At 38.2% G+C, this 25,197-nt stretch carries 24 protein-coding genes; 2 read left to right on the top strand and 22 right to left on the bottom strand.

Going from position 1 to position 25,197, the window contains the following annotated elements:
* Positions 1–47: 47 nt before the first annotated feature.
* Together NFR62_RS05175 and NFR62_RS05170 are read left to right on the top strand one after the other, a co-directional pair.
* Positions 48–494 (top strand): hypothetical protein, encoded by a 447-nt coding sequence (locus NFR62_RS05175; RefSeq protein ID WP_251615275.1) that lies wholly within the window; start codon positions 48–50, stop codon positions 492–494.
* Between the two features lie 414 nt (positions 495–908).
* Positions 909–1,754 (top strand): DNA adenine methylase, encoded by an 846-nt coding sequence (locus NFR62_RS05170; protein WP_251615273.1) that lies wholly within the window; start codon positions 909–911, stop codon positions 1,752–1,754.
* Here NFR62_RS05170 and NFR62_RS05165 read toward each other — a convergent pair.
* From NFR62_RS05165 to NFR62_RS05060, 22 genes are all read right to left on the bottom strand, one after another.
* A complete protein-coding gene (locus NFR62_RS05165; protein ID WP_251615270.1) occupies positions 1,741–2,469 on the bottom strand; it encodes a type II restriction endonuclease in 729 nt (242 codons plus the stop codon). The genes NFR62_RS05170 and NFR62_RS05165 overlap by 14 nt on opposite strands.
* Positions 2,470–2,480: 11 nt before the next feature.
* Complete coding sequence (locus NFR62_RS05160; RefSeq protein WP_251615267.1) at positions 2,481–2,684, bottom strand: helix-turn-helix domain-containing protein; 204 nt, start codon at positions 2,682–2,684, stop codon at positions 2,481–2,483.
* A 437-nt stretch (positions 2,685–3,121) separates the two neighbouring features.
* Positions 3,122–3,931, bottom strand: a complete 810-nt coding sequence (locus NFR62_RS05155) for a metallophosphoesterase (protein WP_251615263.1) — start codon at positions 3,929–3,931, stop codon at positions 3,122–3,124.
* A 52-nt stretch (positions 3,932–3,983) separates the two neighbouring features.
* Complete coding sequence (locus tag NFR62_RS05150) at positions 3,984–4,277, bottom strand: hypothetical protein (RefSeq protein ID WP_251615259.1); 294 nt, start codon at positions 4,275–4,277, stop codon at positions 3,984–3,986.
* Between the two features lie 3 nt (positions 4,278–4,280).
* Complete coding sequence (locus NFR62_RS05145) at positions 4,281–5,555, bottom strand: hypothetical protein (protein ID WP_251615257.1); 1,275 nt, start codon at positions 5,553–5,555, stop codon at positions 4,281–4,283.
* Between the two features lie 180 nt (positions 5,556–5,735).
* Positions 5,736–6,035, bottom strand: a complete 300-nt coding sequence (locus NFR62_RS05140; protein WP_251615254.1) for a hypothetical protein — start codon at positions 6,033–6,035, stop codon at positions 5,736–5,738.
* A gap of 23 nt (positions 6,036–6,058) precedes the next feature.
* Positions 6,059–6,439: a hypothetical protein gene (locus NFR62_RS05135; protein ID WP_251615251.1), complete on the bottom strand. Its 381-nt coding sequence runs from the start codon at positions 6,437–6,439 to the stop codon at positions 6,059–6,061.
* A gap of 1 nt (position 6,440) precedes the next feature.
* A complete protein-coding gene (locus tag NFR62_RS05130) occupies positions 6,441–6,866 on the bottom strand; it encodes a hypothetical protein (RefSeq protein WP_251615248.1) in 426 nt (141 codons plus the stop codon).
* Positions 6,859–7,461: an integrase gene (locus NFR62_RS05125; protein WP_251615245.1), complete on the bottom strand. Its 603-nt coding sequence runs from the start codon at positions 7,459–7,461 to the stop codon at positions 6,859–6,861. Before NFR62_RS05125 ends, NFR62_RS05130 begins: the two co-directional genes overlap by 8 nt.
* Positions 7,454–9,085 carry a recombinase family protein gene (locus NFR62_RS05120; RefSeq protein WP_275556884.1) on the bottom strand — a complete coding sequence of 544 codons (1,632 nt, stop codon included), beginning with the start codon at positions 9,083–9,085 and terminating at the stop codon, positions 7,454–7,456. The genes NFR62_RS05125 and NFR62_RS05120 overlap by 8 nt, the downstream gene beginning before the upstream one ends.
* Positions 9,072–10,694, bottom strand: coding sequence for a recombinase family protein (locus NFR62_RS05115; RefSeq protein ID WP_251546297.1), 1,623 nt, complete (start codon positions 10,692–10,694; stop codon positions 9,072–9,074). Before NFR62_RS05115 ends, NFR62_RS05120 begins: the two co-directional genes overlap by 14 nt.
* Before the next feature lie 557 nt (positions 10,695–11,251).
* Positions 11,252–11,446: a hypothetical protein gene (locus tag NFR62_RS05110; RefSeq protein ID WP_251546299.1), complete on the bottom strand. Its 195-nt coding sequence runs from the start codon at positions 11,444–11,446 to the stop codon at positions 11,252–11,254.
* A 37-nt stretch (positions 11,447–11,483) separates the two neighbouring features.
* Positions 11,484–12,632: a relaxase/mobilization nuclease domain-containing protein gene (locus tag NFR62_RS05105; RefSeq protein WP_251546301.1), complete on the bottom strand. Its 1,149-nt coding sequence runs from the start codon at positions 12,630–12,632 to the stop codon at positions 11,484–11,486.
* Positions 12,632–12,946, bottom strand: coding sequence for a plasmid mobilization protein (locus NFR62_RS05100; protein ID WP_275556883.1), 315 nt, complete (start codon positions 12,944–12,946; stop codon positions 12,632–12,634). The genes NFR62_RS05105 and NFR62_RS05100 overlap by 1 nt, the downstream gene beginning before the upstream one ends.
* A 470-nt stretch (positions 12,947–13,416) precedes the next feature.
* Positions 13,417–15,969 carry a hypothetical protein gene (locus tag NFR62_RS05095; RefSeq protein WP_251546302.1) on the bottom strand — a complete coding sequence of 851 codons (2,553 nt, stop codon included), beginning with the start codon at positions 15,967–15,969 and terminating at the stop codon, positions 13,417–13,419.
* 130 nt (positions 15,970–16,099) lie between these two features.
* On the bottom strand, positions 16,100–17,734 hold the full coding sequence (locus NFR62_RS05090) for a lipopolysaccharide biosynthesis protein (protein WP_251615241.1): 1,635 nt from the start codon (positions 17,732–17,734) through the stop codon (positions 16,100–16,102).
* 75 nt (positions 17,735–17,809) lie between these two features.
* Positions 17,810–18,997 carry a glycosyltransferase gene (locus NFR62_RS05085; RefSeq protein ID WP_251546306.1) on the bottom strand — a complete coding sequence of 396 codons (1,188 nt, stop codon included), beginning with the start codon at positions 18,995–18,997 and terminating at the stop codon, positions 17,810–17,812.
* Between the two features lie 2 nt (positions 18,998–18,999).
* Positions 19,000–20,817 carry an HAD hydrolase-like protein gene (locus NFR62_RS05080; protein ID WP_251546308.1) on the bottom strand — a complete coding sequence of 606 codons (1,818 nt, stop codon included), beginning with the start codon at positions 20,815–20,817 and terminating at the stop codon, positions 19,000–19,002.
* Positions 20,798–21,781 carry a glycosyltransferase family 2 protein gene (locus tag NFR62_RS05075; protein WP_251546310.1) on the bottom strand — a complete coding sequence of 328 codons (984 nt, stop codon included), beginning with the start codon at positions 21,779–21,781 and terminating at the stop codon, positions 20,798–20,800. The genes NFR62_RS05080 and NFR62_RS05075 overlap by 20 nt, the downstream gene beginning before the upstream one ends.
* Positions 21,778–22,863 (bottom strand): EpsG family protein, encoded by a 1,086-nt coding sequence (locus tag NFR62_RS05070; protein WP_251615239.1) that lies wholly within the window; start codon positions 22,861–22,863, stop codon positions 21,778–21,780. Before NFR62_RS05070 ends, NFR62_RS05075 begins: the two co-directional genes overlap by 4 nt.
* Before the next feature lie 72 nt (positions 22,864–22,935).
* Positions 22,936–24,033, bottom strand: coding sequence for a non-hydrolyzing UDP-N-acetylglucosamine 2-epimerase (gene wecB, locus NFR62_RS05065; RefSeq protein ID WP_251546314.1), 1,098 nt, complete (start codon positions 24,031–24,033; stop codon positions 22,936–22,938).
* Positions 24,030–25,112 carry a glycosyltransferase family 4 protein gene (locus tag NFR62_RS05060; protein ID WP_251546316.1) on the bottom strand — a complete coding sequence of 361 codons (1,083 nt, stop codon included), beginning with the start codon at positions 25,110–25,112 and terminating at the stop codon, positions 24,030–24,032. The genes wecB and NFR62_RS05060 overlap by 4 nt, the downstream gene beginning before the upstream one ends.
* Positions 25,113–25,197 lie beyond the last annotated feature (85 nt).

The raw sequence follows: 25,197 nt of genomic DNA, 5'->3' as shown, positions 1-25,197 counted from the left end.
ATAAATAATATATGGGCAAATTATTGAATTATTTTCGGAGGAATAATATGACTTTACAAGAAATCTTAAGCAAGAACATAACCAACGGGCGCTTTTTTGCTATCGAAGCGGTAACGGAAAAGAAATGCGGCGACATTGTTTACCGCAAGCACAGCCATTTAACGGCGCAATTCGGGTGTAATTACGCAAATCTTGCGGCGGTCAAGGCTATGGGCGAACGAGACAGTTCACATCCCGCTTGGTTTGAACACACCGAGCACGACAGCATTGTGCGAAGTAAGAGCGACCCGACAAAGCTGTATTTACAAATTATGAACCCGGACAATTTCCGAATATCATACAGCTTAGCCGACGGCACGCCCGTCACCGCACAACAACTCGTCGATATGGGCGCAATAAAAGACGAGCCGCACGAAAAGCCTTTAACGCTTGTGTACGCGCTCGAAAATATTGTATCGATAACTTATAAAGAAACTGAAAACATTACGGCTTAGCGGCAAATTACCCGCTAAACAGCGAACGCCTATTTGTATCGGGCATGAATTTACGACTTACGCTCAAATGAACGCATAATAAACGAGCGGTGTAAAGCATATTGCGCTTACCCGTTTTAACAAAACATATAAACTATATCAGTAAAGCCCCGAGCATGTTATTGCTCAGGGCTTTATGTTTAAACGCGGTTTTCGATAAATAACTTTGAAGCCGCATTAAGACAAGCTTTTTAATTGCGCATAAACTGCACAATATTAGCAAGAAACAAAAAAACGGGTTAATCTTACGATTCAACCCGTTTTTTTGGCGGAGCGACGGTAACCTAAAACGAATTCTCAATTGTAAATATGCTTGATTTTTAATAGTTTTTTTTGTATACTATAAATAACATCATATTGCACAGGAAAATATTTATGGTTGTTTCGCCGATTAAAACACAAGGTAAAAAGACAAAAATTATACCCAACATAATAGAGATAGTACCTGAATTGAAAGATATATTATATATTGAACCTTTCTTGGGGTCAGGCGAAGTCCTTTTCAATATCAATCCGCAATTCGCATTAGTCAGTGACAATAATATCCATATTATTAATTTTTATAAATCTCTCCAAAATAAAACAATTACGCCTCAAATAGTAAGAGAGTTTTTAGAAATAAATGGTGCAAAATTGCAAGAGCAAGGTTGTAATTTTTATTACGAAATGCGCAAAAAATTTAATGAAACGCAGAGTCCGCTATACTTCTTGTTTTTGAATAGAAGTTGTTTCAATGGTGTTATGCGATTCAATAATAAGGGAGAATTTAATGTCCCATTTTGCAATAAAGATAATCGGTTTGCCAAAGCACTAATAACTAAAATAGTAAATCAAGTAAGTTTAATACAAGATATAATATTACAACACGGGGACAAATGGAAATTTGTATGCTGTGATTGGACACAAATTGAAAAGTACAATGATTTTGATTGTAAGAAATCATTGTACTATTTTGACCCACCCTATGTAGAACGTCATTCAACATATTTTGATGCTTGGACAGAAGATAAAAATAAGATGTTATTTGAGCATATAATTTCGCTGAAAGAAAAATTTATTTTGTCAAATTGGCTATCTAACAATTATCGAACAAATACTCATATTGACACATATTTTAGAGATGATAAATTCAATATTCTGCCAATAGAACACTTCTATCATGTTGGAGGCAAGGAACTCAATCGCAACGCAATTTTAGAGTGTCTAATTACGAATTTTTAATCAAATCAAGATATTGTGTTAGTGTAGTATATTGTTTGGTTGCCGCTCTATAACGAGGATAACCTCGCCAATAATTTTCAAAAACATCATTGCCAAGTTTTGCGAATAAACCATTACCTTGTATGAAATCGTCAATATTGTTTGTTAAAATACTGCCAATATTTTCAGTGTTTCCACTACCAGGTTTATCGCCAGCAATTTTGTATTTTTCTTGCATGAAATATTCAACCCCTTTATATGGCGGGTGTATCGTATCCCCGATATGTAAAACTTGTCCAGCCTTGCTTCCAGACACTCGGTCATATACGAAACCGATTACATAATGTTTAATGTATTGGTCATAAGGATAGGCTATATTTTTTGTATTATTTCTTAGGAATGATGCAAAAGCCCCTAATGTAAAGCCAAACTTACAAACGTGTCCTTTTGCATTATACCTTCGATAAGTGGTTTTAATATCAATAGCAATTTTTTTATTGTTTTCCATAATTATGGTAAAATCAGGGTATACAGTTTGTGATTCGGTTTCTTCTAATTTCCAATTATTCTCCTTACATATAGCGTTTAGAACGCCAAAAGATACTAATTCAAAAATACGTCCGATTAACTTTGAATCACTACCTAATGTTAAAACATCATTATTTTCAAGTAATAAACCTGTAACATTGAAATTTATATTTTTAGCCTTATCGTAAAAACTTTTAATCAAGTCCATAATGCAACTCCTTAAAAATCAAAAAATTCGCTTAAAGTAACTTCAAGAGCAATCACAATTTTTTCTAACGTTGCTATTGAAATATTGCGTTTACCAACTTCCAAACTTGCAATATACGTTCTATGTACTCCTGAACGAAAACCCAACTCTTCTTGACTTATGCCGAGTTTATTTCGCAAATCTTTAATGCGATTACCGACTTTTGCTTCTATCACTTGTGTTACTCCTTGATAAAACTATAGTAATTATACTTTATTGTTACTTATTTCTCAACACTCGATGAGTAACAATTTTGTATAATGGCACTGTGGCGGGTGCTTGATAAAACAAGCGGCTCGCTACGTTTGCCGTCAAACAGCACACCAAATAAAAAAACAGCGATTAAACTTAAAAAGTTCTATCGCTGTTTTTTTTGCGTGTGTTGACTAAAATCTCGTTTTGGCTCACCTATTTCGATAGGCGTTTGACCAAAATCTCGCTTTTGTAAACATTGAAACAAATTCGGCTATCACATCATGTAGGATTGCAAACTTTATGCGCGTTTGCAACCTTGCAATGATAACGAATAATGCGCTTCTTAGCCGTTAATAATTTCAGAAGGAAGCAAACTTTTTGCAAATTGCATTGTTGGACATAGTATGCTTGCTATGATTTAACCGTTGCAATCGTCCTTTAATTCTTTATCATTTATTACGATACAATTCACTTTTTTGCTTTGAATTGTGCAGGCATCGAGGGCGATTATTCCGTCCCCATAGTATGGTGAAAAATCGGCATCCTTGCCGAACTCACTCCCGTTCTCCTCATAATGCGCATGACCGAACGAGCAATGCCAATGTCCGCAAACGATTATCTTTCCCGCCTCCACTACGCCTTGGTGCGCTGCAAGCATTCCGTTATACCATCTCGCATAAGTCCAATCCGCATTGTTTGCTTCGCGCCACTTTGGATCATACTCAAAGAATAAACCCATTCCACCAAAGCCGTTTGCCGTGGCGGGTATCCAGCCGTGAACAAAAATATATCTTTCCGTTTCATAGTAATTCAGCATTGCCGGGATGATTTTGGTATAGGTTAAAGACTTCTTAAACTGCTCGGAAACGATTTGCGGTGCGAGTATCATTTTCTTCATTGATGCCCCCACGATCTCTCGCACGGTATCCACTGTGCCATTGGTATAGGAATGCGAAAATCTCAAATCATATTCACTCAACGATGGCAATGTATCTATAAATGACATCAGCAAGTCTTCGTGATTGCCCCTGATTAATATGATTTCATCTTTATCTAATAACTGCGCGACAAAGTTCTCCACTTCTTTATTCTGCGGTCCTCTGTCATAAATGTCCCCGCACACAACTAATTTGTGCGGCTCTTTATCCTCAAAGAATCCTTTCTCTTGAAGAGCTTCAACCATATAATCATAATAACCGTGGACATCGGCTACAACATAATATTTCATATCACTTTCCTATTGCAAGATTGCAATCGTTTTATCTTGATGCAATATTGCATTATTCCCATTGTTCACTATAATATCGTCTATAATCTTGAACAAGTTCAGGGTATTGTTGTTCCGCCGCCTCGCAAAGCTCATCGAATAGCCCCGCAATCTCAAAATCGAAACAATAGTCAATTATGGCGTCAAAAAGGCTTTCCAGCTCTTTTTCGCCTATTTGCTCGAGCCGCTTCAAACGAAGGCACACGGCCGCAATTTCGGGCTTATACGTTGCCAACACCATCTTGGCGAAGTTTGCTCTCTCGGATAGTAGCTTTTCTATATCTCTATTCGTTTTCAATTTAACCAAACCTCATTGCTCCGCTAAAGATAAATTCGCCACACTAAACCACGACGCCGACTTGATTATTTCGCCCACTTCCTTTTGTGATAAATCCTCATCATCGAGTTTTATAAATGAAACGATGCCGTCACGCGGAAATTGGCTGTACCAATATTTCGATATACTGCATTGTATCGGCACTATCCCGACCTCACCCAACCCTAATATTTTATTTCGTATCGTGACACAATCGTATAGTACCACCGGCAAACCTTTTTCTTTTAGCACATTGTACATTCGGATTACGTCTTCTGTGCATGAGTATACTCCGCCATATAAAGATAAAAAGTAACCTTTTTCATCTTTCGACACATAGAGTTTTATGCGTGTATGAGTGCTACCTGCGCTGATTTCCCATAAATGACTTGCGTTATGTATATCCCACTTGGCTTGATTATCCAGCGCATACCAAGCATCGAACGCTTCGGACGAATCGGCATCAATCGCGGACAATCCGCCGTCGCGCTCATCGGCGAATCGCGTATACAATTCTTTCGCAGTGCGGTTATCGCAATTCTCATAATGAGCCGCCTTATAACACAAAGCGCATATTTCAAAATAATTCGTAGCCGTCATAGTTTTGATTCTATCGGTTTCTTCTAACACTCTTTTCCGCTCTGACGAATGAATATAATCCGCGAATTGAGAGATTTCATCCAATGTCAACCCTGCCTGCATATACTCTTTTATTTTCGGTGATATTTCCCACAACCGTTGTTGGTCGATATATCCCGTTTTATATTCGGCAGGGATTTTTTCATCAATAGTTTCAGCGTATCGTCCTGTCTCCAATTCCGATATTATTTCTTTCAATTTACTGGTTAGGAACAGCAATAAATCCACCAAATCGCGTTTATCAAACGAGGTGCATTGCGGATCGTAATTCAAAACCGTTGTATTATTTATATTTATTGCTACATATCCGTTTCGGGAAGCAACAGTAATCTCATACCAATAAGTATCTTTAGGAAACCATTCTAACCAATCGCGCTCGAATTCTTCATAAGTATCATACTCACCATTCTCATATAATTCGTTAAAATCACCGAAATCGGTTATATTTCCTCTCGGTGCATCCACCCAGAAGGACCATACCTCATCATCCTCGGTCGGTTTTATTCTCTTTACCGTATCTAAAAAGTCCGCTAACGGTTTAGCGGTTTCCTCGGTAATTGAACACATACATCCAAGTCCCAGGCTCTTATCTTGCTCAAGAGCGTATAATCTTTGTGCTGAAAATGCCATGTATAATCCTCATAAAGACCTTTCCGTCCACCAACCGTACAGTTGTATGCTGGCACATATAGGGCGGTAATGTTCCCTGTGGTTTCTTGGTTATGGATATTTGCACTTACCATAAACGCCGGGCCTAAGGAAAGGGATTTATATGCGCCGCGCAAGGCGAATATAGCGTTTAGTCAGTCCCTACTCATTACCATACTCGTATTCGTCGAATATGTCAATCAGTTTAGCTATATCATCACCCTTTTGGGTATTTATATGTAATCTAACGTGTTGAGAAAGCGAGAACAATGCATCGGTAAAGCGTTCGTAAGCTTTAATCCCTGCTTTTGTCCAATACCTAAACTCCGGTGATGGCGGATCGTAGTCATGCTTTTGCTTGTTTCCGCCTACTCTACCAACTATCTCCGGGTTTTTTAGATACAGCCGACTGCGTAACCCAAAGTGTTTTTGCAAGATGTCTTCTAATGTAATATTTTCCAATTTAGCACCTGCTTAAATTAATACTATCTTATAATCGGTTGAACTCGATCATCGCTTGGAATTATTTCAGCTTTGCTCAAATCATATAAGACTATTCCTTGCTTTCGCAAAACCTTTCCCGGTACTCGATATGAACAGTCTTTATTCCAATCCATTCTCTTTGCTAAGCCATAAATAAAGCCTTTACTGTATACTTCCATCCTCGATTCCTCATTATTAATCGGTTGCGGCACGCGAAACGATGTTAAAGATATTCTATCGAACGGCTCTAACACCAGCGACGATGCGTCCGAGCTAATGCGAAACTGAATAAAACTCGGCATCCCTATCGCTCTAATTGACTGCTTGAAAATCCGTATGCACCCCGTTTTCCCATAAAACGAAATATTTGTCAATTCAGCCATTTTACTTTCCTATTCTTTCTGCTACTGCGGAACTGAATTCAAAAAGAAGCATGACTCTTTTTTCGGCAGTTACGAGCCGCCCAAGTGCCTTGTACCGATATTTCGGATCATACCCCCACTCGTCATAAAGTTTACGAGCAAAAGTAGTACAGCTTATTTTGCTGTATTTAACAGTATCTCTTCCTTTTTTCCAAATAATTGCATTAGGATGAGATGTTTGCACAGACGAAACCGCTATGGATTTTTTATTTTTATTCAACATAAGCGTAATAGCATCACAATTATTTAATGTTGAATAAGCTGTTTGACTAAATGAAATCGAATCGGGCCATATCGTCATCGTCGGTGCAGACAGTGTACTGAAAAGATTACCGCTGACAAGCTGAAACCCATCCAAGTTCAGCTCAGACATTAATGTATCAATCATGTTTTTCTCCTCCTACTTCATTTGTCGATACATAACCTTCCGCTAAATCGATTTTGTACGCCTCTTCGTGTTCTTCTACTGGGACACCGAAACACTCTCTCCAATCTGCGGGGAAATAAGAGCGCCGCTTCTTTGTACCGTTATTAACGAATAATTCAAAATCGGTTAGTTTGAATAAATACAGTCCTTCATTATTATAGATTGCAGGCTTGCCGAGCATTTTGTATTTGTACTGCTTATCCCACTGCATCAACTCAAACAGTTTCGCTGCAAAAATTTGGCATAACATATCCCGTGCCTTTATCTCTTTCTCGCCGCCGCCGCTCGCCCACCGCAAAGAATCGGGCGCATCGGGCTCACACGGTCGAACAATTAGCCTTTTCTCGTCGGGATGAATAAGAAGCTGAATATGCGTAACGCCGGGGAATTTACGCAAACAAGCCATATTGAATTTAATTTTGTTATCCCAAACTGTTATGGCGGGCTCACGAGTATGCGCAAAAAGTTCAGCCTTGGCGACTTGATACCCCGCAAGATTTATTACCTCCTGCTCCTCGCCTTCAGCCAACTCGACTATATATTCATTTTCACTCATGGTCTACTACTCCCGTTTTAAGATTCATAGCGTTTTGCATAATTTCATTGTACGACAAAATCGGAATCGTCTGCTCGGCTGCATCCCGGCATTTGACGCCGCTTTGTAATGCTTGACGCGGTTTTATATAATACAATTCATTGTCCAAACTGAACTGATAAAACTCATCGCCGAATGTTTCTTCCCACTCTTCGGGACACATCGGAACTCTACGCCTACGCATTGATTCGGAATCCTCATCATCGAAGATTTGTGCTATCGGTAACGCCTTGGTCAAATTAAATACCATTAAGCAATCGGGACCGCACTCTATCCACGTTCCGATAATTCTATAATTAAATTCGGGATTCCAATCCATTATTTGCATTAAGGCTTTTCCGAAATAAGGACACGAAATGGTCTTTATCAAAACAGGCTCGCCCGTTCTTGATTTACGCCAAGATATGCTGAATGTATCATCGGCATTACACGGTCTTATAGCCATTTTTCTTTCAGTGGGATGCAATAATAATTGAATATACGAATAATCCGATAATTTTCGTCCGCAAGCAGAATTAAATACTATCTTGTCCGCAGATATTGTCATACAAGGCAATTCCGACCTTGATGACATAAACAACCCGCGCACCACTTGATACCCCGTCAAGTCAAACATACTGAATGCCGAACGCCGTATCTTACGATCAATTCTTGTAGTTTCCACGCTGTCAGACGCTTTATAATATTCGGCGGGATCGTCGTTCGCCCAATGATGGTTGATTGGAACATAGCCGGAGAAAATCCCGTCGTCTATGACTTGCATAATAGGCAATCCCCCACGCATTCCGTGCCGTCTATTATATAATAGATTCTGTGCCGCTTCGAACTGCTCGACACTGATAATAGCAGGATGGTGATTTGAATATAAGAACTGGTCACGGTCATTTCTATTCTTTTTCTTTTTATGTTCGAAAATATCGGCGGTAAAAGTCTTCCATGTCAGCACACTGCCGCAGTACCGCTCATTTCGAATTATGTAATTTATAGAGCCTGCCGTCCACTCTTTCTCGGAACGAGTTTTTATCTCCATCTCATTTAATATTTCGGCTATACGTTCTATCGAAAACCCCGCAAGGAACGCGTCGAATATAAACCTTACCACCATGGCCTCGGATTCGACTATTTCCAATATACCGTACTTAATATAATGACCGCCGCCGTCTCTCGGTCGCGTATATCCATATAATTCGGGAGTGAGTAATTTATTGTGCTTAAATCGCTCTTTCAGTGACCACACCATACTTTCGCTTTTTTTCTCCGATTCCGCCTGAGCCATACTTGCAAAAATGGACAGCTTTAGCTCCGATTCTTCGGATAATGTGTATATAGAATCCGTTTCGAACAGTACACCGACCGGCGGAACTTGATTCTTTAATTCTCGCACAAGCGAAAGACAATCGACAATATTTCGCGCAAACCGCGAAACACTCTTTGTTACTATGAGGTCATATTCGCCACGCCGACACGCTTCAATCATAGCGTTAAATTTATCCCTACGTTTCAACGACGTTCCCGATATCCCCTCGTCTGCGTAATTACCGTATGGGGAACAGTTTCTACGCCGTTTCGGTCTACAAAATAGAATTTATATCTACCTTATAAACCAGTTGAATTACACGCGGCTCGCCGTTAGGCGTAAATTTCTCGCCTATGATAATCCGATCGAATAGTTCGAGTACCATTTCGCGCGTTATAACGGTAACGTCCAAATACTTTTTGATTCGGCTCATAAAGTCGTCGATATTCTCGCGCATGTCCTTTGCCTGTTTCAAGCCGGCTTCCAAATCCGCGACTACCTTTTGCAACGTCGCTTGCTCGGCAGTATATCGATCGATAAACTTCACACAAAGTTCTTCGGGCATTTTACCCAATAGTTTATCTTCGTATGCCTTGCTCATCAAGCCGTCCAAGGTAGCGATTCTCGCCTTTTTCGCTTGTATCGACTTAACCGCCTCTTTATCCGATTGTTTCGCAAGCAGAGCGTTGCGTTCGATAAACCTTTGGCGAATTCTATCCTCGTCCTCGGCTACGATCTTTGCTTTCGAGCGTATATCTTCGAGAATGATTTTATCTATCACTTCCCCGTTGATATAATGGCTCGTGCATTTGTCCACGCCGAATCGATTTCTTCTACCGCATTCATACGTCACGATAACTTTACGCCTTTTGCCGCTTGCCGTCCTATGATACTCCATAGCGCAACCGCACGTCGAACACCGCATGATTCCCGAAAGCGGCGGCGTAACCCGCTCTTTCGTCATCTTGCCTTTACTTGCCGCCGTTTCTACTTCCTTTACCTTATCCCAAAGCTCACGGCTTATAATCGGCTCGTGATTATTCGGAATTACGACTTGTTCTTCCTGCGGAACTTTTACGACTTTCTTGTTCTTATAGGAAATGTGCTTGACTTTCTGCTGTACCAAATCTCCCACATAAAGCGGTTGTGCCAAAATGATTTTCACCGACGCGGCGGACCATAGATTCCATTTCGAACGAGTATATTGCTTGCCGAACTTTCTTTCCGCATACACGGCGGGAGACGGAACTCCCGCCGCTTGCAAATCAAGCGCTATCTTATACGGACTTTCGCCTTGAGCACGTCGTTCGAAAATATGTCGCACAACTTGCGCCGCTTCTTCGTCTATAATCGGCGTATGGCACTTATCTTCTGCCCTTGTGTAACCGTACGGAGCTTTCGACGCCAAATACTTCCCGGCTTGCGCACACGACGCTCTGACGGCGCGAATCTTTTTGCTCGTATTTGCGGAATGCCATTCATTGAACACATTCATGATCGGAAGCATATCCATTGCGGAAGTATCTTTACTTTCCGTATCGACTCTATCTTCTATGGCTATAAACCGTATTCCGAACGATGGAAACACATAATCGATATATTGCCCGACAAGAATATAATTTCTGCCGAAACGGGATAAGTCTTTTACGACAATCGTATTGATCTCTCCCGCTTTCGCGTCGTCGAGCAACCATTTGATTCCCGGTCGCTCGAAATTCGTGCCGCTGTAGCCGTCGTCGACATAGACGTCTTTGATTTGCCAACCTTTCTCTTTAACGTACTTGGTAACCAATATCTTTTGGTTTTCGATAGACAGCGATTCGCCCGCGCGTTCGTCGTCTCTGCTGAGTCTTACATAAATTCCTACTATGTAGTTTTTGTTTTGCTTAGGTCCCATGTTTTACCTCCCGAACCAAAGCAATTTTTTCACTTGCTTATATTCTATCATATTTACCTCTTAAATTCAAGCGGATCATGCGATGTGCGCTCCTTTAATTTTTCTATCATCGTACATTTCCGCATACGCCGCATTTTCCGCTATCCTTATTATAGTATCGTGGATGTTTTTATTCCCGGTATAATAGCTTTCTACCAAATAGCTCGTCCCGTTTAGATTCATAGTCGCACTCGTTTTCGGTGCGGACAAATAATCCGTACTATCTCCCTGTTTATGATTTCTCGCCACTTTCCCTCCAAAATTTCTTTACAAATAATTTCTGTTTTTCATATTCGATTTCCTCCGTGTTCTATGCACGTATCTTAACACAGAAATGAGACATATTTTTCTGTGTTATCCGTTCTATAAGACGCTTCGCATAAAATTATGCAAAACGCCTTACACTCGGAATTACTATGGTTTTCCATATTAAAATGCCGTGAATACTCTTTCAATCCTTTGCTCTTTCATATTCCTATGGACATATTCTTCACGGTCGATTTCTTATATTACTTTAATTAAATTGCCAAGATGATTATGGCAACGGTTTGTATGAGCAACATTATCGGCGTTGCCCAAAAGAAGAATTTACGAAAGCCGCGCTCGTAATGTATGTCATCTTTTACATGGACTATCTCTTGTTCGGCGGCTTTTACTTTCTCGGTAATCGCGGCAGCACGTGCGTTTACTTTTTCTATTGTGTCATTTGTCATGTCGTTAATCCGTTTTGTTAAAACCTTTGCCGCCTCGTCAGTCGCCTTTGCTGTAGCTGTTCTTACTTCGGTTTGTATCTGCTCCGTCAGATTCTTCAGCTCTCGAACATTCTCCTTTATGCTCGTCTGCATATTCTCGGACTGCTGCCGCATTCTGCCGAGCAAGCTCTCGTTTTCTTCTTTCTGATTCCATTCGAGCTCGTTCACGCTCAATCTTACGTTCTTCACTTGCCGCGTCAGTTCCTCGATTCGCGCATTCTGCTCCGAAACTAATTTGTTGCATTTCGCGTTCGATACAGTCAAGGCTTTGTACAATAGCCCTTCCCGCGCTTCCGCGGTGAGTAGATCTATTTGCTCGCACAATGCCTGTGCCGGAAGATTGTCCGACAAATCCACCGCTTCGTTCTCGTCCGTTATTTTCCGTGGACTTAATCCCGTTATTTTGTTCTCCAAGTTTTCCTAATACCTCGCTTTTTGTATAATTTGTTCCGAGCTTTGCCCCTCGGATAGGCTTTTGTTTTTGCGGATGTAGATAGGAATAATCTTTACCGCTTCGTGTTATCTCGACGCCGTAGCACGCTTTGAGATAGTCTTTGAACTCTTGCTCGTTATGAGATTTCCCGATAGCTTCAACAATGACTTCTCGCAATTCCTCTTTCCAAGACACGCCGCCGTTGAGTATAATCTTTCTTTCTGCGGCGGTACGACTGTTCTTGCCGCGTTTACGAAAGTCTGTTTCGGTATAGCCGTGTTCTTTACCCAAACGATTCACTTCATCTTTCATTGAAACGTAATCTTTGGGGCCGAACTGTAACTTCTTGCCCGTAAGCGGATCCACGGCGTTTACGATTATATGACTGTGAACCGTATTGGTATCCGTATGCGTGGCTAATACGCATTCGTAATCTCCAAACAGCTTTTCCGCAACTTCTTCCGCAAACTTATGTGCTTCTTGTGGAGTAAGGTTATCTTGCCGCGCACACGACAGCTTGAAATGATAATACTTGCGCTCGTTATATCCTTTGCCTTTTCCGTACATAGCCGCTGTTTCTTCGAACTGCTTGGCGTAGTCCTCATCCTCGAATAGATTCCTTACAGATACTATTTCCGCTTTATTCGGGTTTGTTATGTACCCGATAGCAGATTGCGGTTTTGCTTTTCCGGCACTGCATTTAAGAAGCGGCATTACGCACCGCCCATAGCAATAGAATTTTTACGGTATAAATTTTTGAGTTCTCCAATGCAGTCATTTAACTCTCGTTCCGTTTCTATGCCGTAATAATTATTCCTTACCGCTTGATTGAGATTGTTTCCTTGCCGTTTCAGTTCAGTCAAAATTTCGCCGGCGTTCTCGATTACGGTGATAGGCTTGTCCTTAATCGCCCTTATTATAAACTCGGTCATAGTAAGTCCGCTTTGTTTTATCTTCTCATCAATGATTTGTCTTTCTTTGTCCGTTGCCCTGAATGTATAAGCAAACGGTCTTGTTCTGTTACCTATAATTTTCCCTCCTTGTTCGTTCCGTTTATCTGGGGTATTAGGGGCTTGCCCCTAACGAGGCAACGACTTGTCGGCGGGTATTTGGCAAGCCAAATACGTTCCTCGCTATTACCGACAGACACAGTTTTCACTTCTAATATTTAATTGTCGTTTACCGTTATTTTAAGGCTTACGGCTACGCCTTGTTTTTTGTTTGCTTGTTCCTCCTTGAAAATCTATTTGCTATATGCTTTGTTCAAGCAATATAAAAGCCCGACCGTTGTTCACAGTCGAGCCGTATTCGCGTTCTGTTCGTTCGCGTCCTATTACGCCGATTAGAGAATTATTTATGTGTACCAAATTGCCACAGTTTTTTCTGTAAAATAGCCTTAATTCAACCTAAATTGAGCCGTTTTAGGTAATTTAACGTAGTTATTGCCGCAGGTTGTGGCACAAATAGTACCACTTTCGTATCAGCTCATTCTCATTTTTCAGAACTTTTTTGCAAATTTTTGACCGTATAGAGAATACTCGCCATTGGGATCTTCCACTACCTTGATAATAAATCTATCGTATAGTTCGGTAAGAAGATCCGAAAACATAGGGTGATTTATAAGCGCTGCATATATATGCCAATCGGAAGCGCTGTTCTTTTCGTAATGCCGCAGCACAAGAATAAACACGTTCTCATTTGTCAACCATTTGGAAACTTGTTTATCTCGCTCCGTTTTCTCATTGAAAATCCTTTCGTATATAACTTCACGTTCGTGCTCGTCCGCAGAGCGAAGCGCCATATACAGCTGATTTATGCTTGCTTTATACTCATCGATTATCTCGACAATCCTATCCTTGTGTCTATATTCCGTTGCGTTACCAGAAGCAATATTATATGACAAGCTCATAGAAATAGGAATCGTTAAATTGAATTGCTCTCTTCCTTTGCGAAACTGCACTTTATTTACGAGCTTGTATATGTAATCCATCGCGGTATTGTAAAAAGCATATTGCTTGTCTTTCGCATTTTCGTCTATCTCCCGAAAGAATATAGGCGCGGGATCGTTGTACTTTTTACGTAGGGCATTAAGCTCCGTACCGACATTCACATTGTCGTAGGCGCGTTTGGCTTTGTCTATTTCCAATCCCGAAAGAACGGCAAGCTTACAAACGTCCTCATAGATAGGAAGTATATCTGGCACACTTGCACCATTATTGAGTTTATCCCAAATAAGGCTGTTGAGCTTTTGCGATAAATTAACGATTTCGCCGATTTTATTTTCGCTTGTCTTGTGGTCGAGTTCCGAAAGCGCGTTACTCGCTTCGCCTACAGACGCTATACTACAAACGGGAACTTTGAAAAAGTCATTATACTTCTCCGCCGCTTCAACTAACAACTTATCGTCCGTAATGAGCATTGTATCTGAATCGTAGTCACAACCGTTTAGCCGTTGCTGTATGTTTTCGTTTATAGCGTTTACGCAGACAATGTTCTCTCCCAAATCAAAGTAATTCCAAATATCTCCGTCGAGATTGTTTTCAACGAGATAGATGTTTCCCATAGTTATATGCGGCGAACGAGCGCACAATAGCTTTGTGCCGTTCTCGAATCTTTCACAGCGAATCTGTCCGTGCTTTAATTCGCTTGTAATTTCTTCGCCCGCAATATATTTTAACAGCTCCGCGCCGTTACCAAACAGAGTAGCGTTCGTGCCATTCAAAAGAATATGTCCGCGCCTTAATCTTTCTTTTAAGCTCCCGACCACGTCGTCACGGAAGTTGGCATACAGCTCGGTTTCGTCAAAATGCGGGCACTTATGCATCAAAGTAAAAATAACGTCGGCACGTTCGGCAAGTCCGTTGAGATTCTCCGATTCCTCATCCTTTTCCCTTGCAAAAGCATCGGTGAAATGATAGCGCATAAAATCTATATCTTTACGAATAAGAGAAATATAGTTTATGCTCGGTTGCAGTAGCTGTTCGGCTTGTTGTTCGTTTAATCCAAGAGTATTCAACAGTTGATAACTGCTCTGTACTAATCTTCCGCCGAAATATCTTGTACGTTTATCCCATTTGACTACGCCGAATGTGCTGTTTACGCTCTCTGCCCATTGGCGAAAATTCTTTTCGTTAAGCGCGCCAACAAATTTAAGATATTTTAGGCTGTTAGGCGTTGTTACCATTACAATTTGACTTATGTCCATTGCAAGCGTGATAAAGCCACGCGCTTTTAGATCGGCGAGAGTAATGTTTTTGACGCGCATCCATTTTTGAAGTTTTGTCTTAAAGGCGCACGATTTGAAAAACTTATTTCGCAAAAGTAGCATATGCTTATCCGCGTAATTACCTACGAACAAGCTCTCATCTAAAAGGCTTTCTCCGTCCCAAATGTCGTTACAGATTTGCGTTTGTTTCGTTTGAGCGGTCAATTTACCGTCCTGCATTTCTACGGAAACAACTTCATCTGTAAATATGCTTTTATAGTCAGGAACGAAAAGGATACCGTTGAGAGGAATGTTTATTATGCCTTTAATGGAAGAAAGCGACAAAGCTCTATACGATTCCCACGAAGCCAGATCGCTTTTCGGTTTCAGCCCGCACTCGCTCCATTTCGTCATGTGTTTATATAACCGCTCGTCTATGAATAAGCAAGTGCCTTCGCGCGAACTTCCCGCACTACGCTTATATCTGACATAGTGAATACCGTTCACGTTAAAACCGTTGGTATAAAAGTATTTTCGCAGTTGTTTGACTTTTATAGGTTTGCCGTTCTCCGGCTTATATGTATAATTAAACTTCACATTGACAACGGCGAGGGTATAGCTATTATTATGTTCGTCCACAAAGGCAAACTTCTTACGGCAAATTCGAGTATACACCTTTTCGAGCTCAATGCTATCCAACGAATAATCCAATTTGTTTTTGAATAACCAAAAATAGGCGTCGCTTTTTATATCAGGCAACTTGTACCCGACAGCAACGCCGTTTTCTTGTTCGTGTTTGTATATATCCGCCGCCTCAACGGAGATTATTCTATAGCCCTTTTGCATAAGGAAATTATACCATAAACCTGTCGCTTAATCAAGCAATGACGCTCTCACCTAATTTAGTTTCGGATAAAAAATTTGCTCCTGATTATCTCAAGAGCAAATGTAACTTATTGAACTTATAACTTACCCATTAAGTTTTGTTGTTATCATCTGAATTTTTAACGACAAGACTATCTTTTTCGACAACCACATCACTGTTTGCATCTTCATTGATAATACTATTCTCATTCGATATATTCACATCTTCAAATGTCTGCTCTGCACCCACTCCACTCGTGTCAACAACGGTCTGCAGTTTCTTATCTTTATGCCGTTTAAGTCGTAGTAAGAAATTCTTGGCATAATGACGAAAATCTTTATTTATAAGGACAACTACTGCCGATACCGTCAAAGAATACGCGAGCGAAATGCCCCCGTTGGAAAACAACTCCAACCATTGATTATCATCTTGTATCATTGAAAAATGCAATGCAAACAATAATCCAATAAACACTGCGATATACAGATAATTGCGAATATAATATGGCTTGACGCTCGTTTGTAATGCATGTTTATATAATACATACGGCTCCACTATATGACAAATCGTCAAATTTGTAACTACTGTAGCGGCAATTACACCGACAACAGCGAACTCCGCACCCCAAAGATATTCAAACAAATATACAAAACCTATTGACAGCCCTATATTTAACACTCCTTCTATTAACGGTTTCCACCTATCATAATAGAACATACCGGTTGCGTCTTTGAAAAGCAGTGTTGATTGCCGCATGAACTGTATAAAATAATTTACGGTAATGACAAGGGATATCGATTTTGCCATTTCCAAATTTCCACCAAAACATATCGTGACAAGATTGTCTATTACCGAATAATATCCCAAAAAGAAAATCAAACCGAGAATATAATTAAATGTATAAAAGAAATTATAATATTTTTGTATTTGCTCCTTATTTTCTTCCACACACATGTGTCCGATAACCGAGGTCAGCGGCGTAAAAAATAAAGTGATCGTTCCCGTCATCGCCGTCATTATCACGGTATAATTAGTGTATTTTCCGAGTATTACGACACCGATAAACGCAGATATGATGATACTGTCGGCGGTATTGACGAGCACACCGCCGATTTTATGCATAAACATAGCTTTGACGTTTTTGGTGACTTCCTTTTTCGTGTCGGAGTCTATGGCGCGCTTATTCTTGATAACGGTTTTATATTTGATGTGTGCAACTACTTCCGTCACACCCCACTGTACGGCAACCGCAATGATGCGGCAGACAAGATACCATACAAACGACTGCGTGCACAATAGAACAATGATTTGCAATCCATATTGCAACAGTTGCCCGCCGGAATTGATTGTTGTAGTGATATAGTTGTTTTTATAAGCATTGATTAGCGATATTTTTGCACTGAACGCATAAGTAAGCACAACCGATATCAGCATTAGTCCGAACGTCAAATACAAATTGACGTCCATAGCTTGATAATCTTTTGCAAGGTACGGAAGCAACGGCATAACAAGGCAACCGCAGACAGCAATAATTCCGCCGATGATGAGATATACTCTTTTGAATAATCCGTAAAGCGCCGACACCTTGTCCGAATCGCCTTCTACTATGGGCTTGTACATACAAAAAACGATTGCCGTACCTATACCCAATTCGGCAATCGATAAAACCCCCACTATGCTTGTGTATAGTGAGTCTAATCCGTTTGCCTCGTTACCGACATAACGTATCAAAAATCTTCTTGTCACAATACTCACTACTAGAATGACAAGTTTGAATATTATTGAAATCGATACGTTAAGTATGCCGCGTTTTTTATCCATTTAATTAGTTTTCTGCCCTATAATTTCAAAAAATTTATTTCCCGCGTTTTCTTCAAGCGCGTTAGGGTAAGCCGATTTTTTTAGCATATTTTGCTTATCAAGCTCACTCATCTCAATGATTTTAATAATGCCTTCGGCAATAGCCCGAGGGGTGATTTCTACTATAATTCCCCCTTGTCCATCAGCAAGTTGCTCGGTTATCCCAGGAAACATGGTCGATACAATCGGTTTATTAAAGATGCGCGCTTCATTTACAGTCGTACAATAAGCCTCCGACTTAGAGGTCTGACAATATAAATCACAAGCTTTATAGTATGGATATGGATTTTTTTTAGCTCCCAACAAATATAATCTATTCTGTAATCCTCTCTTAGCTATTTCTGCTTGCGCTTGTTCACGTTCGCTACCGTCACCGATAATAAACCACTTGTAATTTATTCCTTTACGATTTAATTCTTCACACACATATGGTATAATTAAAAAATTCTTTTCTTGAGCAAATCTTCCAACCGAAAGGATATTTACATTTTCGGGTGTCATTTCTACACAATGGAACTCGTCTGCTCTTTCATAATATCGCTCAACATCCATAAAATTGTATATCGTTTGGCATTTATCCGCATACTGAGGATATAATGATGTAAATTTCTCTGTAATTCCGTTTGAAACTCCAAAAATACCATCATAATTATATAAGCATTTTTCCCTGTCCAACATCAAGAATTTACAAGAATCAGTTTTATCACGAGTCGGTTCTCCATGCAAAAAGACCAATTTTATCGGAGCTTCGACGTAATCGTTGACAAATCTCAACAATCCGAGAGAATGCATACTATAACTAATTGCAATATCATATTGCATATGTTTAGCCTTTCGATAAAAACAATCAAATCGACGCAAATCTCTTTTTTCCCAATAGTACAATACCTTTGCGGCAGAAATAAATCTAAAGCGTTTAAGCTCATGTAATAACGCTTTTTTGGTGCTACCGTGCAATAAGCCTATAGAAGCACTATCAAACACATTTACATAAGCAGGAATAAATTCAAGAAAATCTCCTCGCTTTTCTTCCAATAACAAATCAACTTCAAATTGATTGGGATCGATGCGCTTTAACATATTAATAAGCGCAGTCTCTATTCCGCCTATTACCATATTCCAATGGCAAATCAACATTCGTTTTTTCATTATCATATACTCCGCAACACGTATTGTTTCAATCTTATATAAGGTTTAACTTTCTTCTTTATTAAAAAAGAAATTCGTGAATACTCATTACAATTCAAGCCCAAAAAGCTATCACGGTGTAACACCAACAAATTATACCATGTGTTTATTTCATTAAACGACATGTGTTTGAAAAGCCTCAAATGAATTTTTTCAAATATGTTAATATCGTTATTTATCAAAATATCGCCGTCATATAGCTTGCATATTTCGCTAAATTTCTTTAATATGCCATTTTGAATTTTACCCACATACCGCTTATAAGCCTGCACATCTTCATCGTCTTTAATGATAGGTTGTCCGTTATCGTCATACCCTATTGTCTTTCCGTGATCCGCCGATAAAATCATCTCATACAAAATATATTCATATAAATAAACGTCTGAATGAGCAATCGAACGGTTTGTTGCCCAATCGAACAGTAACCCTATTTTATCGTTATCGGATGATAAATTTCCTTGTCCGACAAGCCCCAAATAATAACCGTTTATTGATATACCATGTCCCATTATTCTGTGTATGTTGTCTTGCATTGAGCCTTTCCAACCAACATCAACTATATTTATATTATCTCCTTCACTATACCCGACATTTTTCAAATGCTTAATAAAATTGTTTTTCTGCTCCATTCGTTTCCTGTCATATATATCACAGAATGTATCATCGGATTTCAATTTTTCAAAAGTCGAACTCTTTTGAAAATCTATTATTATTTCATCTTTATTATCGCAAGATATAGTCTCAATTTCGCTATCGGTAAAGCATAACGCTTTCAAAAATGATCTAATGGAAAACTTATTATATTGTCGAAAGAGCACATCAAAAGTTTCTGCACTCAAATCTTGCATAGAAGCTATAAATGTAGAATTACGCGAAACATATAAATATGCGGTCGAAATACCATCCTTCTTAGTTTGTAAATATCGGTCAAAAAGTAATTTTAAAAATTTGCCTTCCCTCGCCAAAAAAAAGAGTTTATTTACATTCTTTTGCTTACACTCTACATATAATCTATCGCAGAACAAATATAACGAGTAAGAGTAGTTGCTCCACGAAGATCTCTTATTGGAAATTCGTATTGCTCTTTTTTTATTGCTCTGCTTAACTTGATTTTTATACATTTTCTTTTGTTGTTTATTCGGAATGTATTTTACTGATATGCCCATTTGTTTGGGGACAAGATAATCGGAGCTTTTTGTGTCGCCTATCATAATTATGTCATATGCAGCAATTGTTTCTTGCTCCATAATAAACCGATATAATGAACCGTTTGCTTTGCTTGCTTTGCAATCACACGAAATATAGATTTTATCGAATAAATCATTAATACCAAGTTTTTCAAAAAATTTACTATATGAATCCTTACCCAAATAAAAATCCGACACAAGATATACGCGCTTACCGGATAATTTTGCTTGTCGCAAAAAATCAATGATTTTTATATTCGGATACTGACTTTCACATTCAATTTCTTCCTCAATATTTTTTGCAATATTTATAAATTCATCTTTAGTGATTGCGTAGCCGTGCGTATGTCTTTCTATCTTGTTATATATAGACTGCATTAACTCATTATATGAATACTGCCCGTTTTCTACCCACATCGCCAGCATTTTTTCGGACGATAAACGATATTTCAAAAGTTGGTCGGGCAATACAGAATAGTCAACTGCACGCGCCATTCTTTGCGCCCACAGTTCTTTTGTTTTATCCGGATGAATGTTTCGGAAAGCTATTGTATCAAAATAGTCTACAAATATATTATCTACCTTTATATTCATTTAAAAAGCCTCTAAATGGTTTACATATCTTTATGAATAGTGAAAGATTTAGTTTAGCAAATCTTACAAATAATTTTTTTAATTTACTGTGGGTTATTTTGAGATAATATTTACTATAATTTTTATATTGACATTTTAAATATGACACTTGTATTGGATAATTTTTTTTGGTTTGTATCAATTTCATCACACATTGATTTGCGGCATATATTATTCCAGCACAAGCGTAATCATACAATTTTGGATATGTCGCAAGTATAAATTGCGATCGTTCAATATTAGCCTCCACTGCATCCAAGTGTTTAAGAGAAAATTCTTGATTCACAATACTGTTATGCCTTAGTCGATATAAATATTTCGCCTTTGCCCCGATTGCTATTTTGTCGCATAGAGCAACAACTTTATAAGTCGTAAATACATCCTCATGATATTTACCCACGGGATATCTTATTTTTCTAAACAATTCTGTTTTATAGAGCTTGCCCCACGCTACGGTACCTATATCATTGCCTTTAAAAAACTTCTCCATGCAAGAATTATTTCCTATTACAAGCTCATCATTATCTTTTATAGTCTCGCTTATAATGTTTCCTTGCTCATCTATTTTTCTATAATGACACACCGACATTTCAGCATCATTTTCGATTAAAAGATTATATAAATATTCCACAAAGTCAATTTCAACCACATCATCACTATCAATAAATGTTAAATACTTGCCAGATGCAATGTTTATCCCTTCATTCCGCGCATCAGATAAGCCCCCATTCCGTTTGTGAATTACTTTAATCCTATTATCGTTCGATTTTAAGTTGTCACATATCATACCCGACATATCAGTAGATCCATCATCTACCAATATAATCTCAATATTATTGTAAGTTTGCTTTAGTAGGCTTTTAACACAATCATTAATATACCTTTCAACATTGTATATAGGAACTATTATAGATACTAAACTCATAAATCATCTCCACCTAATAAATGGTAATTCTGATATTGCTTTGAACCAGTTGAACTAATTAAAAAAAGCATAGTAAATCCAAAGACCATACAAAAGTTTATAGCGTCCTTTAATCGTTTATTTTTTATTCTTGCTACAAATTCTGGCAAGAGCAATAAAACAAACGGAACAAAATACAAACCAACTCTCTCAAAATAATTATATTTAAATCCCAAACAATTACATATCACGTAAAAAATACAAAATAAAGCAATTACATTACTAAAAGGATTCGCTTTCTTTCGTCCATAAATGGTCAACAGTGCCATAAAAACAATAATCAACCATACCAAAATAATAAAATGCGCTGACTGGTTGATTGAATTTCTCATAAGATAATTCTCATATTTAGGAAAAAATGCGATTACTATATTTACAAATAATTCGGAAAAAACGAGCACAAATATGCTACACAATGGAAGTAATTTCATTATTAAATTCTTATTTCTCAAAAAATACAAGATGTATGATATTAAAAATACTGCTGAACTAATTTGAATAGTAACTGCAATAATCAACACTATAAATGCTCTTATAGCGTGTTTTTTCCTTAAATCACATAGTCCATTGATTACTACAGCAACAGCAAACACTTGTCGAGTTACGTTCATAAAATCCAAAAAAATACCTATACCCAAAAACACGCAACACGCTAAAAACACATGATTCGTACTATCTATAATAAATCTTCCAAATAGGCACAAAAAAATAACTGATTCTATTACTTGAAAAATAATATAATTATTAAATATTGTTGAACATAATTTCATGAATAGCACGTAACCGATTTCCATGCTATTAAAATAGAATGAACTAAATATATCGCTCCAAGATGAGGCGGCAACCAAGTCAAATTGATGTTTATAATTTATTGTATCTACTCCAACATGCAAACACCTAAAACCGCTTAAAATTGCACAAGCAAAAAAGAACAACACTATAAAACTCTTACGCGTTGCTTTAGAATAACATTTTCTATAATTAGGAAAACAAATCTTTCCAATTATAAGAAGCCATATTACCAAACAAAAATAAATCATCATTTATTAGTAATAGTTACCTTACTTTTCACATTAACAAATAAATTAGTATAAATTTAATTTATCGTAAACTTATCACACTTTTTGAGATAAAATATCAGCAATACGTTTAGAAGCTAAACCATCTCCATAAGGATTACTTGCATGCGCCATCTTTTGATATTCATGTTCATCCGATAAAAGACGGCTGAAATTATTATAAATAACATCTTCCATTGTCCCCACTAACTTTAATGTACCCGCTTCTATACCCTCGGGACGCTCGGTAGTATCTCGCATTACCAAAACCGGCTTGCCCAATGACGGGGCTTCTTCTTGTATGCCGCCGCTATCTGTAAGAATCAAATATGACTTAGCCAAGAAATTATGGAAATCCAACACATCCAATGGTTCTATTATATGAATTCTGTCAAAATCACCCAATTCTTCTTCGGCAGCCTTGCGCACAACAGGATTCATGTGTATAGGGTATATAGCTTTTGTGTCGCTATATTCTTCCATAACTTTACGAATCGCACGAAACATATTGTGCATGGGTTGTCCCAAGTTTTCACGTCTATGCGCCGTAATCATAATAAGCCTACTATCCGATGCCCACTCCAATTCAGAATGAACATAATCTTTTCGCACTGTAGTTTTGAGTGCATCAATAGCAGTATTTCCGGTCACATATATACTCTCTTCTTTATGTCCCTCTCTAATAAGATTTTGTCGGGACAGTTCCGTAGGCGCAAAATTATAGCTGCTTATTATAGATACCGCTTGTCTATTAAATTCTTCTGGATAAGGGCTGTATATGTTATATGTGCGCAATCCTGCTTCAACATGTCCGACCGGAATCCGTAAATAATAACACGCCAATGCAGTTACAAAAGTTGTGGACGTATCCCCATGCACCAATACAACATCCGGTTGGGCTTCTTCCAAAACTGTTTTTATTGAGTTCATAATGTTAGTAGTAATGTCAAACAAAGTTTGCTTATCCTTCATTATACTAAGGTCATAATCGGGAATAACATTAAACGCCTGCAATACTTGATCAAGCATTTGTCTATGTTGTCCCGTAACACAAACTACCGTTTCTATATTTTCCCTTTTTTTTAATTCGTTGACAAGCGGACACATTTTTATTGCCTCCGGACGAGTCCCGAATACTAACATTACTTTCTTCATTCCTGTATCTCCCGCTCGAAAATTTGCAATTCGTTTGCTATTGTATTACATTCAAAGTATTTAGTGTTTTTTTCTTTTACCGCAGACAAATTATTAATCAGTTGATCAAAATTCTCGAATTCACTGTCATTATCTATATAAGCAACATTTTTGAAAGAATCAAAAATCTCATAACACACCGGAATCGTAGAGGTTATTAGCGGCATTCCAAATGTAGCCATTTCACAAGCCATTAAACCTTGCGCATCTGTTCTGGTCGGCATTAAAGCAAACTTTGCATTATTCAACTGTGCCAAAATATCATCATGGCTCATATATCGATCAATCCAAGTAATATTATCCGGTTTACCGAAATACTTAAATATTTCTCCGCGACCGATTACGCAAAATTTGTACTGTGGATATTTAGAAGCTATCTTAATTACTAAGTCTACCGCATATTTCGAACCGTCTAAGAACGAACGTACAGTTATAAAATCGTATTCTTTATCTTTCTTCGAATCGAACTGTAATGTCTCAAATTCTTTACCAACGCAATTATACGTAATAAATACTCTGTTTGAATAATCTTTCAAAGGAAAAACCCATTTTTCAAACTCATTTTTCATCCAGTTCGAAACGAATATCAACTTACTTTTATGCATAATTTTTGGCAAATACTTTCGCCAAACATGCAACTTAAAAGAATCGTACCAATTTCTCAATACAACTTTAAATCCGTTTTCCTTTTTATAGAAATAAGGTTTGGAATATACTTTATTGATTTTCAAAACCTCGTGTCCATGATAGAAAAACACAATTGACTCATATAACTTTTGATATTTTTTTAAAAACTTGTAATGATTTCTCAAATTTGCAGCATGACACAACAAAATATCGGCAGGCTCTATATTCTGCTTGTACTCTTGAAAAGTTATTACGCGTATACCGTCTTTCAAATATCCGACTTCTGCCGAAAAATTCAAAACAACCACTTCATACCCGTTTTTAATATAAGCTAAATTTCTTGTATGAATATACATCAGAGAAACTTTACCGTTATTATCCGGATAATCGGTTGCCAACACCAATACCTTCACTTATAATCTTCACTCCATTTTTAGTTATACTTAATACTTTATTTTTGAATAACAGAATTATTCTAGATGGAAATAATAATTGAGT

Origin of the sequence: Pumilibacter muris, from assembly GCF_943193045.1 — a bacterium.
GTDB lineage: Bacteria > Bacillota > Clostridia > Christensenellales > Pumilibacteraceae > Pumilibacter > Pumilibacter muris.
The sequence above is the reverse complement of the archived record's forward strand: the minus strand, read 5'-3'. Positions and strand labels throughout refer to the sequence as shown.

Coding starts and splice junctions, on each gene's coding strand:
- NFR62_RS05170 (WP_251615273.1), top strand. CDS start 909: ATGGTTGTTTCGCCGATTAAAACACAAGGTAAAAAGACAAAAATTATA.
- NFR62_RS05095 (WP_251546302.1), bottom strand. CDS start 15,969: ATGCAAAAGGGCTATAGAATAATCTCCGTTGAGGCGGCGGATATATAC.
- NFR62_RS05070 (WP_251615239.1), bottom strand. CDS start 22,863: ATGATGATTTATTTTTGTTTGGTAATATGGCTTCTTATAATTGGAAAG.
- NFR62_RS05165 (WP_251615270.1), bottom strand. CDS start 2,469: ATGGACTTGATTAAAAGTTTTTACGATAAGGCTAAAAATATAAATTTC.
- NFR62_RS05175 (WP_251615275.1), top strand. CDS start 48: ATGACTTTACAAGAAATCTTAAGCAAGAACATAACCAACGGGCGCTTT.
- NFR62_RS05105 (WP_251546301.1), bottom strand. CDS start 12,632: ATGCCGCTTCTTAAATGCAGTGCCGGAAAAGCAAAACCGCAATCTGCT.
- NFR62_RS05130 (WP_251615248.1), bottom strand. CDS start 6,866: ATGATTGATACATTAATGTCTGAGCTGAACTTGGATGGGTTTCAGCTT.
- NFR62_RS05085 (WP_251546306.1), bottom strand. CDS start 18,997: ATGAAAAAACGAATGTTGATTTGCCATTGGAATATGGTAATAGGCGGA.
- NFR62_RS05145 (WP_251615257.1), bottom strand. CDS start 5,555: ATGGCATTTTCAGCACAAAGATTATACGCTCTTGAGCAAGATAAGAGC.
- NFR62_RS05155 (WP_251615263.1), bottom strand. CDS start 3,931: ATGAAATATTATGTTGTAGCCGATGTCCACGGTTATTATGATTATATG.
- NFR62_RS05110 (WP_251546299.1), bottom strand. CDS start 11,446: ATGACAAATGACACAATAGAAAAAGTAAACGCACGTGCTGCCGCGATT.
- NFR62_RS05075 (WP_251546310.1), bottom strand. CDS start 21,781: ATGAGTTTAGTATCTATAATAGTTCCTATATACAATGTTGAAAGGTAT.
- NFR62_RS05135 (WP_251615251.1), bottom strand. CDS start 6,439: ATGGCTGAATTGACAAATATTTCGTTTTATGGGAAAACGGGGTGCATA.
- NFR62_RS05125 (WP_251615245.1), bottom strand. CDS start 7,461: ATGAGTGAAAATGAATATATAGTCGAGTTGGCTGAAGGCGAGGAGCAG.
- NFR62_RS05115 (WP_251546297.1), bottom strand. CDS start 10,694: ATGGGACCTAAGCAAAACAAAAACTACATAGTAGGAATTTATGTAAGA.
- NFR62_RS05080 (WP_251546308.1), bottom strand. CDS start 20,817: ATGAATATAAAGGTAGATAATATATTTGTAGACTATTTTGATACAATA.
- wecB (WP_251546314.1), bottom strand. CDS start 24,033: ATGAAGAAAGTAATGTTAGTATTCGGGACTCGTCCGGAGGCAATAAAA.